The sequence below is a fragment of the Bacillus sp. FSL K6-1005 genome (genome assembly GCF_038000225.1).
Classification (GTDB): domain Bacteria; phylum Bacillota; class Bacilli; order Bacillales; family Bacillaceae; genus Bacillus; species Bacillus mojavensis.
This window is the reverse complement of record NZ_JBBOBP010000001.1, coordinates 1,349,379-1,362,754: the sequence shown is the minus strand read 5'-3', so window position 1 is coordinate 1,362,754 and position 13,376 is coordinate 1,349,379. Positions and strand designations below refer to the sequence as shown.

The following is a 13,376-nucleotide window of genomic DNA, read 5'->3' as shown; positions in this document are numbered from 1 at the left end:
CCAGAACTTTTAGTCACTGGCGAAGCGGGATCAATCGGAAGTCAAATTGTCAAACATCTTTTGCTGCTTATACCTTGTATTCAGCAAAGACGACTGTAAACAGTATGGTAAGGAGCCAAAAGTATGCGGAGGATCGGCGGCTTTCAATTGTACTGGGAGATGTTATTACAAAAGACAGAGCTGCCCAAATTATTAAAGATCTGCATATAGAAAAAAGGCATAAAACAAGCCTGTCTATCGATTAGACAGGCTTGTTTTTGCTTGCATTTTATTTGTCAAATAGGTGCTGATAGTTTTCATATCCCTCTTCTTTGAGCTTATCCTTAGGAATAAACCGCAGCGCCGCAGAATTGATGCAGTAACGAAGTCCGCTTGGCCCAGGCCCGTCATTAAATACATGTCCCAGATGGGAATCGGCTGTTCGGCTTCTGACTTCTGTTCGAATCATTCCGTGGCTCGTATCCTGTTTTTCTTCCACTTCTTCTTCCTCAATCGGCTTTGTAAAGCTTGGCCAGCCGCAATGGGAATCAAATTTATCCTTGGACGTAAACAAAGGCTTTCCTGACACTATGTCAACATAAAGCCCTTCTTCCTTATGATCCCAATACTCATTTTGAAACGGCGGCTCCGTTCCGTTATTTTGTGTGACCTCGTATTGCATACGGTTTAATGATTTTATTCTTTCTTCTTTATTTAGCGTCATTTATTTCGCCCCCCAATGCTCACTGATAAATCCAGCTCTTCCGGAGCCTGTCCGGTAACGCTGATAATGCCCTGGATTCTTTTTATAAAAATGCTGATGGTAATCTTCCGCTTCATAGAATGGTTCAGCCTTTAAAATGTCTGTCACGATAGGATCTTTAAAAATGCCGCTTTCCGACAGCCGCTGTTTTGATGCTTCAGCAAGCTCCTTTTGTTTTTCAGTATGATAAAAAATCGCTGCACGGTAAGAGCTGCCGCGATCAGCGAACTGGCCGCCTGCATCTGTCGGATCAATTTGCTGCCAGAACAGCTCTAATAGCTTTTCATAAGGGAATACATCAGGCTCAAACGTGATTTGTACGGCTTCACGATGCCCTGTTGTTTCGCTGCATACTTCTTCATAGGTAGGGTTTTCAGTATGGCCGCCTGTATACCCGGACACCACTTTTTCGATTCCCGGCTGTTCGTCAAAAGGTTTGACCATACACCAAAAACAGCCGCCTGCAAATGTGGCGAGTTCTTTTTTTTCAGACATACTGGTGCCTCCTTTGTTAATACGTGGTATTATTATATTATAGCATGTAAAAATAGAATGAAAATGATTCTGCTTTTCAATAAAATTCTATAGGTTTTGAGTATTAGCAATTATGTAATGGGGGTTCACAAATTTGAAAGTAAGAACACAAATGATGTATGATATGGAAACTTTACTCCGTAAAGTTTTTAAACAAATACGCAATGAAATCAATGACATTCTAGATAAAGAGCTGTCGCGGAATGAATTTACCATTTTGCGCATTTTAAGTGAACAGGGACCTAAAAAAGTGACTGAATTTGCGCCCATTTTGGAAGTATCAGCAAGCCACATTACAGCAGTGACTGACGCGCTTGTAGAAAAGGAATGGATCACGAGAATCAGATCGAAGGAAGATCGGCGGATCATCCGCATCCACATCACTGAAGCAGGTGAAAAAATCGTTCAGCATTTCAATGAGAAAAAAACTGAATATTTCTTTAAACGCTTTGATTGTTATACTGATACTGAACTTGCCACATTAATCGAGCTTTTCAGCAAACTTGATAAAAAACGGTAAAAAAAGCACATACCCTCTATCAGGGTATGTGCTTTTCGAAGCGCCTTTCTTATCTATCAGTAAACAATTTCATCGTTTTCCAGCGGCCGTATCTGTAGTACAAAAACGCCACACAGCTGCTGAATAAGAAACTCATACCGATTCCGAGACCGATCCCTTTCTGTCCAAGCCAAGCTGAAAACAGAGCCGTGAAAGGATATCTCAAAACCCAGAAAGAAATTAAATTTAAAATCAAGACCTGCAACATGGCCCCAGCAGCTCTGACAATTCCGTTCAGCACAAAATTAATACCGATAAACGGATAGAAAAACGCAATCCACCGCAAATATTGTTCACCAAACGCTACCGCGTCAGGCTCACTAATAAATAACCTCATTAAGTATTTTCCAAATATCCAAATGATAATAGCAATGACGAGCATGAATGAAATAACAGATATCACCCCAAGCTTCGCAATCGATTCCACTCTTTTATAGTTTCCGAGTCCGATATTCTGCCCAGCCATGCTGTTGACCGCAGTACCGGCCGCCATAGCCGGAAGTGTGATGATGCTGTCCAGCCGCTGCACCGCGCCAAATCCAGAGACCACATGTTCTCCATATGAGTTGACGACACTCATGATCGCCATCATTCCGCCTGTAATTACCATCATCTGCAAACCGGCGGGAATACCGAGTTTCAGAATCAATGCAGTCTCTTCCCACTTAGGAGCTCTTGGCATAGAAAACGGAACTAGCTGATGTTTGATGACATAAAACAAACCATATAGAAACGCAATCCCCTGTGACAAAACAGTTGAATAAGCTGCTCCCGCAATCCCCATGCGGAAAACAGAAATAAAGAGCGGTGCCAGCACAGCATTCAGCACAACGGCAAAAGCGATGAACCTTAGCGGTGTTTTGCTGTCACCAAGCGCCCGAAGAACCGTACTGATAAAGTTATAACCAAACAAAAACAGTATGCCGATAAATTGAATCTGTAAATAGATCTCGGCAAGCGGAATCATGGATTCCGGCGTTTGCAGAAGACGCAGCAATGGTTCCGACAAGAAAAAACCGGCTGCGCCGAACCCGATGCTTAAGCCTGTCAATAAAACGACAAAGGCATTGATGTACGACGCCATTCCTTTCTCATCATCTTTTCCTTTTTGCTGAGACAAAATGGTTAAGGTCGCATTATTAAGTCCCAAAATAAAAGACAGCACGGTTAATACAATCGTGCTTGATACCGCGGCCGCGCCAAGCGCTTTTGCCCCCAGCAAATTGCCGACCCATAAACTGTCTATGAATTGAAAAGAAACCTGCAGAGCATTTCCCAGCATAATAGGCATCGAAAATAGGATGAGCTGCCTCAGTACGTTTCCCTTCGTAAAATCGTATGCTTTCATTTCTTCTCCTTCTTCTCTATATTTTCGTCCAGCCGCATGAAAAAAGAGACGATGCAGCATGTCTCTTTTTTTCACGATTTATCGGCTTTTTTTCGGTCTTTCATGCCAAATGTAAACACCATCACACTCAGAAACAATGCGCAGTACGAAATGTTCAAGTACATTTGATCCATATCTTCAGCGGCCAGATGATGATAAGCAAGCCAGCCGAAGTAAAGGGAAAACGTAAATGATAACAAACTGAAATACTGGTAAATCCGCTTCATTTCAGTCACCTCTATTGTTTAGGATGGTAATAGGAAAATTCAATTTCATCTTGTTCTAAATTAATTTTATTTGCTTTAACATACATACCGTTCGTTAATGGCATTTCAGACAGACGGACCTCAATGCTTTTATCGCCGGGATGAACATGCACAAAGGATGGAAGTTCATAGAAGCTGTCCATATAATTTAACACAAAGCTAATAGGAATACTCAATTTCCCTAAGGAAAATTTCGTTACATTCAGCTCGACATCGCCATCCTTTTTCACGGTCGGCTCAAATGCGATAAACGCGTCAATTGACGTGGAAAATGCTTTGATTTTCCCCGCTACATGGACATCGTCACCAATATCCACTTTGTAATCAAGCTTGTTTGACGCTTTCTCGTTTAAATATGAGTTGACAAAAGCAGCTAAAGATTCTTTTGTGCTGGTCACTTGAAATCCGTACTCGCTTTTAGAGGTATCCTCTACCTGAGCTTGCTTGCCCGGCAGCATGAGCAGCGTCACAAACCCTACTGCTAATACAATATTGATTGCAAGCAATATAAAAAACAGTCGTTTCCAGTTATTCATGATTTCACCCTACTCTTTCGGTAATCCTTCTTTTTCAATTGCTTGATAGACCCGTTTGGCTATTAAGGAATAACCCGTTCCATTAGGATGAAAATCATCTTCCTCAGAAATTCGTTTACTGTCACTTTTTTGATTGAACAAGTCTTCTATATTAATGATTTTTGCATGTTTATCTTTTTTCAGCTCTTTTTTAGCAATGTTGTTCCAATCTGTGACTACCCCGTTAATTTCCTGTAATTCAGATAGAGTAAACGTAAACGGATTATACATGCTGACATAAATCAGTTCTGCGTGATTATTCAGCGCCCGGATCTCTGAAATGATTTTTTTAAAACGCTTTTCGTACGGCTTTTCCTCTTCATGGAACGGTTCGACGGTTAATTGCAGGAAGTTTTGGCGAAGGACCTTCATCAGATCATTACCGCCAATTGTTAAAAAGACATAATCTGCATCTTTTATGCCTTTTTGAACGTTTTTATCTTTTAGTTTCTCTAACAAATCTTCCGTACGATTCCCTTTGACGGCATAATTTTTAACGTCTACCTTTTTGACTTGCTCATTTGACCGGATAGAGTCCGCCACCTTGCCAACATATCCCTTGCCCTCGGGATCTCCGACACCTTCTGTAAGCGAATCTCCGACAGCGGCAATGACAATGTGCTCTTTCGTTTTCAGTTCATGGGCTTTTTGTTTTCCCTCAGATGCTGTACGTAAGCTAGTACACGCAGTAAGAAGCAAAATCAAACTGGCCATGAGTGCAAAAATGCGCAGTTTCAATCTTGTTGCTCCTCCCCATTCTACTAGTGGAAAGTGTATCATGTTTTAGGAGATTTGAAAATGCCTTGTCTTCGAGATTACTTGAGTTTGCTGGCTGTTTTCACATCAGCGATGATGTCATCGTATGGTGTATTTTCTACTCCATTGTAATCTTTCAGCACTTTACCGTCAGGGCCTACTAAATAAAAAGAAGATTGATGAATGACCTGATCCTGGCCTTCAGGTTTCTTCACGATCGCTTTAAAGCTCTCAAACGCAAACGTCTCGATGTCACTTTGACTGTATCCCGTTAGAAAATCCCAGTTATCAAAAGATAAAGGATAATTTGCCGCAAATTTTTTCAGCTGCTCCGGGTTATCATTCTCTGGATCAACACTGAAGGATACAATGCGCACATTTATATTCTCAGCCTTTAATTTCTTTTGAAGATCTGTCATATGAGCTGTCATCGGGGGACATACGGTCTCACAATTGGTAAAAATAAAGTCTGCGAGCCAAACCTCTCCTTTTAAACTGTCTAAAGAAACATTTTTGCCATCTTGGTTTTTAAAAGTAAAAGGCTCCACCTGGTAATTAAGCGGATCCTTAATCTGATGTCCTCCGCAGGCACACAAAAGCAAAAAAATCAGTCCTGCCGCCAACCCTTTGATCATCTTCATGCCTTTCACCCTTTCCAGCTTAAAGCGCTTACTAAATGACGTGCTCACCTTCCTACATCCCTTGTTTCATTCTATACCAGCAAAAAAATTCCTGCATGCCCCTTCGTACGCCTGCGCGCGGCATAGCAAAGGGGACACACAGGAATAAACGGCGTATCACGCGTTGTGTTTTAACACCTCTTGATGAAAAACAGCCTGATAATCAGTCCATTTCATCCGGCGCTTCATATATTGTCGGAAAGAATACACTTTTGCCCTGCTATTTGATGAAAACACCTCTTTTAAGTAAATCTGCAAATGCTGATTCAACATAAAGAAATAATGTTCATCTTCCTTTAACACAGGTATTTCTGTCACTTTCACCTGAATCCCGTCGCTTCGTTTGAACTCTAGGCTTTTGAGTAACAAGCTATCAATCCTCATTTTTTGATTGTTTTCTTCTATTATATACAATGCCGGCCGGGCTGTCTGTCATTTTGCGCGGTTGTGCCGAAAAAATCAAATCAGCAGATGGAATAAATCTTGATCCTTATTTACCTCTAAATAATGAAACGCTTTTTTATTCATCCGTTCAATCAGCGGTCCATAGTCAGCTTTGTTTTGAAGCTCAATGCCGACAAGAGCCGGTCCGTTGCTCTTATTGTTTTTCTTCGTATACTCAAATCGTGTAATGTCATCATTCGGCCCAAGAACTTCGTCAAGAAATTCACGGAGTGCACCAGCTCTTTGCGGAAAATTGACGATAAAATAATGCTGAAGTCCTTCAAAAATCATAGACCGCTCCTTCATTTCCTGCATTCTTCCAATATCGTTATTGCCGCCGCTGACAACACATACTACGTTTTTCCCTTTAATTTCTTCCTTATATAAATCCAGTGCCGCAACAGAAAGAGCACCCGCCGGTTCAGCGACAATCGCACATTGATTATATAATTCAAGAATGGCTGTGCATACCTTCCCTTCAGGCACGAGAAGGATGTCATCAACTACGGTTTCTAGCGCTTGAAAGGTTTCATCGCCGATTTTTTTTACTGCCGCTCCGTCCACAAATTTATCAATTTTATCTAACGTGACGACATGTCCAGCTTTGTTAGATTCAAAATAAGACGCAGCGCCCGCCGGTTCAACCGCGATCACTTTTGTCTCAGGAGACACGTTTTTCATATACGTGCCGACCCCTGCAAGAAGCCCGCCTCCCCCGACACTTGCAAATAGAAAATGCGGTTCTGTATCAATGTCATTTAAAATTTCGACTGCCAGAGTTCCCTGGCCGGCCATTACATCCGGATCATCAAACGGATGAATAAAGGTTCGGTGTTCCTGCTCACAGCATTCAACTGCATTTTTATACGCATCATCAAAAGTATCACCTGTCAAAATAATATCGATAAATCCTTTTCCGAACAGTTCCACTTGTGACACTTTTTGTCTTGGTGTTGTGGAAGGCATGAAAATTTTCCCATGAATGCCCAGGTGTTTACACGAAAACGCTACACCTTGTGCGTGGTTTCCGGCACTTGCGCACACGACCCCGTTTTTAGTCTGCTCGTCAGAGAGCTGCTTCATTTTGTTATAAGCCCCTCTGAGTTTAAAAGATCTGACTACCTGCAAGTCTTCTCGCTTCAAATAAATATTGCATTCGTATCTCTCAGAAAGTCTGTCATTCCTTTGCAGCGGTGTGTGAGTCACAACGTCCTTCACGTTTTGATGAGCCTTTAAAATGTCTTTCACTTGGATGAGAGAGTTTTCTTTAAGCAACGGTTTCATGTACAGATTCCTTTCTTGTTTTAAATCCCTATTTAATATGCCATTATAACACGAATATTCAAATAATAAGACAATTATTTTTATTTAGTAAATAAAAAAATCAATCGCATTCTAAGTTCGCCGCATCCAGCAGGCATAAGAACAAAGTTCTAAAGGATAAAAGATGTTTTTAGCTGAAAGGCATGTTATAATAGAACCAATTAGAACCAAAAGGAGCCAATAAATGATTACCGCACCTCAACCTTGCACTTTTCATAATCTAATTGGAGAGCATCAACTCTTTCTCGAAACAAAACGAGTCGCCATGCAGTTTGCCTTATCAGAGCTTCCTGTCCTGATCACAGGAAAAGTCGGAACAGGCAAGGATCATTTTGCACAAGCCATACACCAAGGCTCTTCAAGAAATGGCGAACCATTGATCAGTATTTATTGCAGCATCCATTCAGAAGAAAGCCTTGCATACGAGCTTTTTGGCTCTGACGGAATCTCCGGTGCGTTTCAAAAAGCCGCCCGAGGCACACTTCTTCTTAATGACATATGGAATATGCCGGTTTCTGTACAAGCTAAGCTTTTAGAAGCACTTGACTCTGATGGGGAAAAACCGAGAATCATCTGTGCTTCTGTCATCCCGATAACAGAGGTTGCCAAAAATACATTCAGGCAAGACTTATTTTACAGGCTGAATATTTTAACGCTCACATTGCCGGTGCTGACCGAGCGAAAAAGCGATATCCCCCTTTTGACCCAGTATTTCCTTTCAGAATCCGGGCAGCCTTTATTAATTGAGCCTTCAGTCTTTCCGCTGCTTAAACAGCATCCATTTGAAGGGAATGTAAGAGAATTAAAAAACGCAACAGATTATATGGCGGCAGTATCCAGCGGAGGAACCATTCATCCGTATGACGTTCCGCCCTATATACGGGACGGACTAAATGAAAAAACGACGAAGAAAAAAGCGAAGCTTCTGACTTTAATGGAAAAAGCAGAATTTCTGTTTATATTGGAAACCATAAAAGTGTTAAATGAAAAAGGCGAACCGGCAAGCAGACGGATCATTTCTGAACGCAGCAAAAACAGCCAAACCTCACTAACGCCGCAGCAGGTCAGAAGCCGTCTGGATTATTTGGAGAAAAAAGAGTATGTGACAAAAAGCCGCGGACGTGCGGGCACAAAAATTACGTTAGAAGGGCTGAATTTTTTAGAAACGCTGCAACAACAAATGATGTAGCAGCGAAAGCGAGGAGAATGTGCGTGTATACAATAAAAGAAGAGATTGCCAACGCCATCACCCACGGCATCGGTGTGTTCTTATCCATACCAGCATTAGTGTTCCTGATCATATTTGCGGCTAATTACGGATCCGCATGGGATATCGTCAGCTTTACCATATTTGGTGTATCCATGCTGCTGCTTTATTTGAGCTCCACCCTGCTTCACAGCATTCAGCACAAAAAGACGAAAGATATTTTGGAGATTATTGACCATAGCGCTATTTACGTGTTGATTGCCGGAACCTACACCCCTTTTCTGCTTGGACCGTTAAAGGGCACACTCGGCTTCACCCTGCTGATCATCGTTTGGTCGCTTGCCCTTTGCGGAATCGTGTTTAAAATTTTCTTTGTAAAACGGTTTATCATTTTATCTACCTTGATGTATTTATTAATGGGATGGCTGATGATCATCGCGGTTAAACCTTTATATGCCTCACTGACAGGAGCTGGATTCAGCCTTCTTTTACTTGGCGGTCTGCTGTATTCCGCCGGAACGATCTTTTATATTTGGAGAAAGATTCCCTTCCATCACGCCATTTGGCACAGCTTTGTTTTAGGCGGAAGCGCAGCGATGTTTTTCTGCGTGCTGTTCTATTGTGTGAAAGTGCCGTTTTTATCCTAATGAAAAAGCGCAGTCTCAGTGACTGCGCTTTTTTAGGCCCGTAATTGCTTCTCACTTGCCGGAATATAAGCTTTAGAAAATGACAATTCTATATCTGCTGGTTTTAAGCGTTTAAAAAGCGACCCCTTCAGCACTTCATCTGTTCCTGTCGTTTCCACTATTACAACCGGAAGGCTGCAGCGGGCGGCAAGTTCCAATGGATCGATGCACCCATCTAAAGAAAGAATCATGCTTTGGCCTTTTTCTAATTGGGTCAAAGTATCTTCATATACCTTTTCTGAACTGCTCTCTTGTATGACATTCATCCGTTCAAGCCATTGTCCGATAATCGGTAAGCGAAACACTTTGGGGTTTGCGATAAAACCGGCAGGCTTCTCAATATACCCGGCAATTAAAGCAAGTTCAGCTAATCGCAAACGAGAATGCACATACAAAACAGGACCGCTCGGTATCGGCTCTGGCTGCTGGATGGTGATGACAGATCCTGAAATACCGATACAGCCTTCCAAAAACGCCTTTGGCTGCTCGTAAACGAGTGTCATCTGTTTTTTGTATGACAGACGCGGATCCAGCATTCTTTGATTAAACAATTGTTTTATATTTTTTAACAGCATATACACAATGTAAATCACTAGGCAGCTGTAGCGAATCAATTAAAATCCTCCCGCTTCAGATGATGCATTCTTTTTTTCATACACTAAAAATTCATAGTCATACGGATTTTTTTCGTCCTTCGTCCCTTGCTCAGAAGAAACAAGCTTCCATTTGCTCTCATCAAATTCAGGAAAGTAGCGGTCTCCATCAAACTGGTGATGAATTTTTGTCATATACAGCCTGTCCGCATAAGGAAACAGTGCCGTATAAAGCTGTGCGCCTCCGATCACGAAGCATTCCTCAGTATCTGAAGCAATCTGAAGTACGTCCTCTATTGAACTGACAACGGTACACCCTGGAAATTCTGCATCGTGTGCAGATGTCACAACAATATTTTTCCGATTTGGAAGCGGTCGTCCAATTGATTCATATGTTTTTCGCCCCATGATGATTGAATGTCCTGAGGTTACTTTTTTAAAGTATGCAAGGTCATTCGGCAAATGCCACGGCAAATCATTGTCCTTCCCGATAAGCCGATTGGCATCCATCGCGAAGATGAATGAAATCATACGCTGACCGCTCCTTTAATATGCGGATGCGGATTGTAATCTTCAATGATAAAGTCATCAAACGTAAAGCCGAAAATTGAATCAACCTCTCTGGCAAAACGAAGCTTCGGCAGCGGGCGGACATCTCTGGTCAGCTGCAAGTTAACCTGTTCAATGTGATTTTGATAAATATGAACATCTCCGAATGTATGAATAAACTCGCCCGGCTCAAGCCCTGTTACATGAGCGATCATCATTGTAAGCAACGCATAAGAAGCTATATTAAACGGCACACCGAGGAAAACATCGGCTGAGCGCTGATAAAGCTGGCAGGACAGCTTGCCGTCAGACACATAAAATTGGAACAGGCAGTGGCACGGAGGCAAGGCCATTTTATCAATTTCACCAACATTCCAGGCACTGACGATTAAACGTCTGGAGTTCGGATTTGTTTTAATATCTTCAACAAGACGTGAAATTTGATCAATGGTTTCTCCGTCAGCTCCCCGCCATGAGCGCCATTGTGAACCATATACAGGTCCGAGTTCGCCGTTTTCATCGGCCCACTCATTCCAAATACGCACTCCGTTTTCCTGCAGATAGCGTACATTGGTATCCCCCTTTAAAAACCAAAGCAGCTCATGCGCAATTGATTTAAAGTGAAGTTTTTTTGTGGTCAGCATCGGGAAGCCTTCCTGCAAATTAAATCTCATTTGATAGCCGAAGGTGCTGATTGTTCCGGTTCCTGTACGGTCTCCCTTTTTCTCACCATGATCTAAAACATGCCGGCATAATTCTTTATACTGTTTCATTTAATCATCCTTTAAAAGTAGTCTTATAGTAGTGTAACACAATAAAAAATCATTTCTGAACCCAGAAATGATTTTTTTATAGATTAGCTGACAACAGGCTTTTCGTCCTGTTCTTTTTCTTCATCTTGCAGATCCTGATGTGTGTGGGCAATTCTGCTCGCTGCTGCGGCTGCAAGTGCTGCGACAATATCATCCAAAAACGTATGGATGCCGTCAGGGCTTTCATCGAGCTCCTTAATAATTCCGATCTTCTCTTTATCCAAATAACCAAAGTTGGTCAAGCCGATCGAGCCATACACATTAACGATTGAAAGAGGGATAATTTCATCTATGCCGTAGAGCGGTTCATCTGTTTCAACAAGATGCTGCAGCGGTTCAGGAAGAAGTTTCTGCTCTGCAAGCTGATCAAGCGCCAGCCCTGTTAATACAGCATGGATAATTTCACGCTTGTTCAGTACTTTTTCTACATTCTCCATACATACACTAAGCGGGAGATTTGGATTGTATTTTTCCTGAAGTTTTTGAACGATACGCGCAATGTCTTCTATCATAACGCCCCGTTTGTTCAGCATATCCTTTGTTATATCGACCATTTCATTCATTGTGTACTTTTTCATATCTAATGGCATCTCCTTTAGGCACTCATCCAGTTGGGAGGTGTGTTGCGGTCCCAATAAATGCTCCCAAGCTCATGGTGTGATTGAAATCCATCTTCTGCTGTATGATAATGAAAATTAAACCAGTAGCCGTCATGTGGGGGGTGGTCTCTGCGCACATGGAACCTGAGAAGGTCTTCTCCGGTTGACCGATTGTAAACGTGAAAGATTTTCTCCGTTTTCCCCGCTGAAGGCTTGCTTGAAATCACAACATCTTGATACGCTTCATCGTCTTGCAATGTCGCTAAGAAATCACATATGACATTTTCGATTTTCGGCAGAATCTCTTTCCGATAGTCATCTTCAATGACCGGAGCAATTTTGCTGCCAAATTTCAAAAAAGACTGATTTTCAGCGCTGTCAAGGAGCTGTTCCTTGTACGATTGAAAAAGTAATTCGGGGTCTCGCCTGTCTTCCGATTCATAATCATCGTACAAATCATGCTCATCATAAAAAGCGGTGTAATCATTCTGCTCAAGACTGCTCGGCTGTCCTGAAGGCTTGTCTGCCATGAGTGCAGCCGGAGGAGATACGAGCCCAAACGTTACGATGGTAAATAAAACCACAAGGGTCTTTCTCATCCACAAGTTCATGACTGCTTATTCCTCTCTCTTTTATTGTCATGTTTCTCTTATTTTATCATAGGTCGAACTTACAAGTCATGCACTATATGAAGCTCTTACTCAATTTAGGAGATTTGTTGCTTTGCTGCGCGTGTAAAAACGCTTACAATATAATATGAAAGGAGGCCTTCCGCATGATTGACGCTTTGTTTGCAACGGTTTCACTTTTAACATTATTATATTTTGTCGTCATGGAAGTCACCGATTAGAAACAAGCCCGTGAGGTTCTTCACGGGCTTGTTTCTCTCTCGATTTGAATAACACCGTAGTGAAAAAGCGCTGTTTTTCTTTTCAACACGTTAAAACCAAATTGTTCAAAGCGCGGGCTTTTCCAATGGTCTTTGAGGACCACGCTTTTTCTGGCTGCCCGCACCGCTTCTTTGATACAGCCATCCGCCAATGCAGAATCCTCAGCCAGCTCTCGTAATGACGCGATGCCATCAGATGACTCTACAGGCTCATGAAACATCGGATCAAAATAAATGACATCTACTGATTTGTCAGGCAGCTGCTTTAGATAGTCAAAGCAATCCGCATGATTCACTTGTATTCTTTTCATGGCAGATTGAAGCTGTTCTATACCGGTTTCCCACGAACGGAGCCCCGCATTCACCAGAACGGACACAAGCTTGTTTTTTTCCAGCCCGATCACCGAACCGGTTTCGCCAACCGCCATACTTGCGATAATGGCGTCGGAAGCCAACCCGAGCGTGCAATCCAAAAAAGAATCTCCGGCCGTTAAGCCAGCTGCCCGAAGCATTGGCTCTTGCTCGCCGCGAATCAACCGTTTAGCTCTGAACATCGCTGTATTCGGATGGAAAAAGAATTTACCGCCTTGTTTTGTATAAAGTTCGAACCGCTCTTTTCCAACCACGAGCAAATCACGCTCAGCTGCCTTCAGCATATTTTCAACCGTTTGTTTATTTCGGCTGCAATATTGTATATCCAGCTCTTCCGAAAGCATTTTTGCGATCTTTATCGTGTGGTCTGACGGTCTATAGCTTGTTGTAATCATGATTTATA

General features: G+C 42.2%; 18 protein-coding genes. 3 read left to right on the top strand and 15 right to left on the bottom strand.

Annotation, left to right across the window (positions count from 1 at the left end):
• Window positions 1-268: 268 nt before the first annotated feature.
• A complete protein-coding gene (gene msrB / locus NST16_RS07175; protein WP_029441326.1) occupies window positions 269-703 on the bottom strand; it encodes a peptide-methionine (R)-S-oxide reductase MsrB in 435 nt (144 codons plus the stop codon).
• Window positions 704-1,237 (bottom strand): peptide-methionine (S)-S-oxide reductase MsrA, encoded by a 534-nt coding sequence (gene msrA, locus NST16_RS07170; protein WP_010334636.1) that lies wholly within the window; start codon window positions 1,235-1,237, stop codon window positions 704-706.
• Window positions 1,238-1,370: 133 nt separating this feature from the next.
• Here msrA and NST16_RS07165 point away from each other — a divergent pair, with 133 nt between their 5' ends.
• Window positions 1,371-1,796, top strand: a complete 426-nt coding sequence (locus tag NST16_RS07165; RefSeq protein WP_024121778.1) for a MarR family transcriptional regulator — start codon at window positions 1,371-1,373, stop codon at window positions 1,794-1,796.
• Between the two features lie 49 nt (window positions 1,797-1,845).
• Here the strand turns inward: NST16_RS07165 and NST16_RS07160 are convergent, their stop codons facing one another.
• The 7 genes from NST16_RS07160 to ilvA form a co-directional block, all read right to left on the bottom strand.
• Window positions 1,846-3,183: an MATE family efflux transporter gene (locus NST16_RS07160; RefSeq protein ID WP_168748082.1), complete on the bottom strand. Its 1,338-nt coding sequence runs from the start codon at window positions 3,181-3,183 to the stop codon at window positions 1,846-1,848.
• Window positions 3,184-3,254: 71 nt separating this feature from the next.
• Complete coding sequence (ypmT, locus tag NST16_RS07155; protein WP_010334639.1) at window positions 3,255-3,449, bottom strand: protein YpmT; 195 nt, start codon at window positions 3,447-3,449, stop codon at window positions 3,255-3,257.
• Window positions 3,450-3,460: 11 nt separating this feature from the next.
• Entirely contained in the window at window positions 3,461-4,024 is a 564-nt protein-coding gene (locus tag NST16_RS07150) for a YpmS family protein (protein WP_340885198.1), read from the bottom strand.
• Window positions 4,025-4,033: 9 nt separating this feature from the next.
• Window positions 4,034-4,801, bottom strand: coding sequence for an SGNH/GDSL hydrolase family protein (locus tag NST16_RS07145; RefSeq protein WP_326217904.1), 768 nt, complete (start codon window positions 4,799-4,801; stop codon window positions 4,034-4,036).
• Between the two features lie 77 nt (window positions 4,802-4,878).
• Window positions 4,879-5,460: an SCO family protein gene (locus NST16_RS07140; RefSeq protein WP_340885191.1), complete on the bottom strand. Its 582-nt coding sequence runs from the start codon at window positions 5,458-5,460 to the stop codon at window positions 4,879-4,881.
• Between the two features lie 156 nt (window positions 5,461-5,616).
• A complete protein-coding gene (locus NST16_RS07135; RefSeq protein WP_010334643.1) occupies window positions 5,617-5,868 on the bottom strand; it encodes a DUF2535 family protein in 252 nt (83 codons plus the stop codon).
• 90 nt (window positions 5,869-5,958) lie between these two features.
• Entirely contained in the window at window positions 5,959-7,227 is a 1,269-nt protein-coding gene (ilvA, locus tag NST16_RS07130) for a threonine ammonia-lyase IlvA (RefSeq protein WP_010334644.1), read from the bottom strand.
• A 223-nt stretch (window positions 7,228-7,450) separates the two neighbouring features.
• On the opposite strand from ilvA, the gene NST16_RS07125 reads away from it, so the two are divergent.
• On the top strand, window positions 7,451-8,455 hold the full coding sequence (locus tag NST16_RS07125) for a sigma 54-interacting transcriptional regulator (RefSeq protein WP_340885185.1): 1,005 nt from the start codon (window positions 7,451-7,453) through the stop codon (window positions 8,453-8,455).
• A 23-nt stretch (window positions 8,456-8,478) separates the two neighbouring features.
• Window positions 8,479-9,120, top strand: a complete 642-nt coding sequence (gene trhA, locus NST16_RS07120) for a PAQR family membrane homeostasis protein TrhA (RefSeq protein ID WP_010334646.1) — start codon at window positions 8,479-8,481, stop codon at window positions 9,118-9,120.
• A 32-nt stretch (window positions 9,121-9,152) separates the two neighbouring features.
• Here trhA and NST16_RS07115 read toward each other — a convergent pair whose 3' ends face one another.
• The 6 genes from NST16_RS07115 to NST16_RS07090 form a co-directional block, all read right to left on the bottom strand.
• The gene (locus NST16_RS07115) at window positions 9,153-9,773 is read right to left on the bottom strand and encodes a 1-acyl-sn-glycerol-3-phosphate acyltransferase (protein ID WP_340885182.1); all 621 of its coding nucleotides are present in this window, start codon (window positions 9,771-9,773) and stop codon (window positions 9,153-9,155) included.
• Window positions 9,774-10,283, bottom strand: coding sequence for a dihydrofolate reductase DfrA (gene dfrA / locus NST16_RS07110; RefSeq protein WP_010334649.1), 510 nt, complete (start codon window positions 10,281-10,283; stop codon window positions 9,774-9,776). It abuts the gene before it with no gap.
• Window positions 10,280-11,074 carry a thymidylate synthase gene (locus NST16_RS07105; RefSeq protein WP_010334650.1) on the bottom strand — a complete coding sequence of 265 codons (795 nt, stop codon included), beginning with the start codon at window positions 11,072-11,074 and terminating at the stop codon, window positions 10,280-10,282. The genes dfrA and NST16_RS07105 overlap by 4 nt, the downstream gene beginning before the upstream one ends.
• 83 nt (window positions 11,075-11,157) lie before the next feature.
• On the bottom strand, window positions 11,158-11,691 hold the full coding sequence (locus NST16_RS07100; protein ID WP_003230797.1) for a phosphatidylglycerophosphatase A family protein: 534 nt from the start codon (window positions 11,689-11,691) through the stop codon (window positions 11,158-11,160).
• A 17-nt stretch (window positions 11,692-11,708) separates the two neighbouring features.
• Window positions 11,709-12,323, bottom strand: coding sequence for a YpjP family protein (locus NST16_RS07095; RefSeq protein WP_010334651.1), 615 nt, complete (start codon window positions 12,321-12,323; stop codon window positions 11,709-11,711).
• A 259-nt stretch (window positions 12,324-12,582) separates the two neighbouring features.
• Entirely contained in the window at window positions 12,583-13,368 is a 786-nt protein-coding gene (locus NST16_RS07090) for a class I SAM-dependent methyltransferase (RefSeq protein WP_340885176.1), read from the bottom strand.
• Window positions 13,369-13,376: the final 8 nt, after the last annotated feature.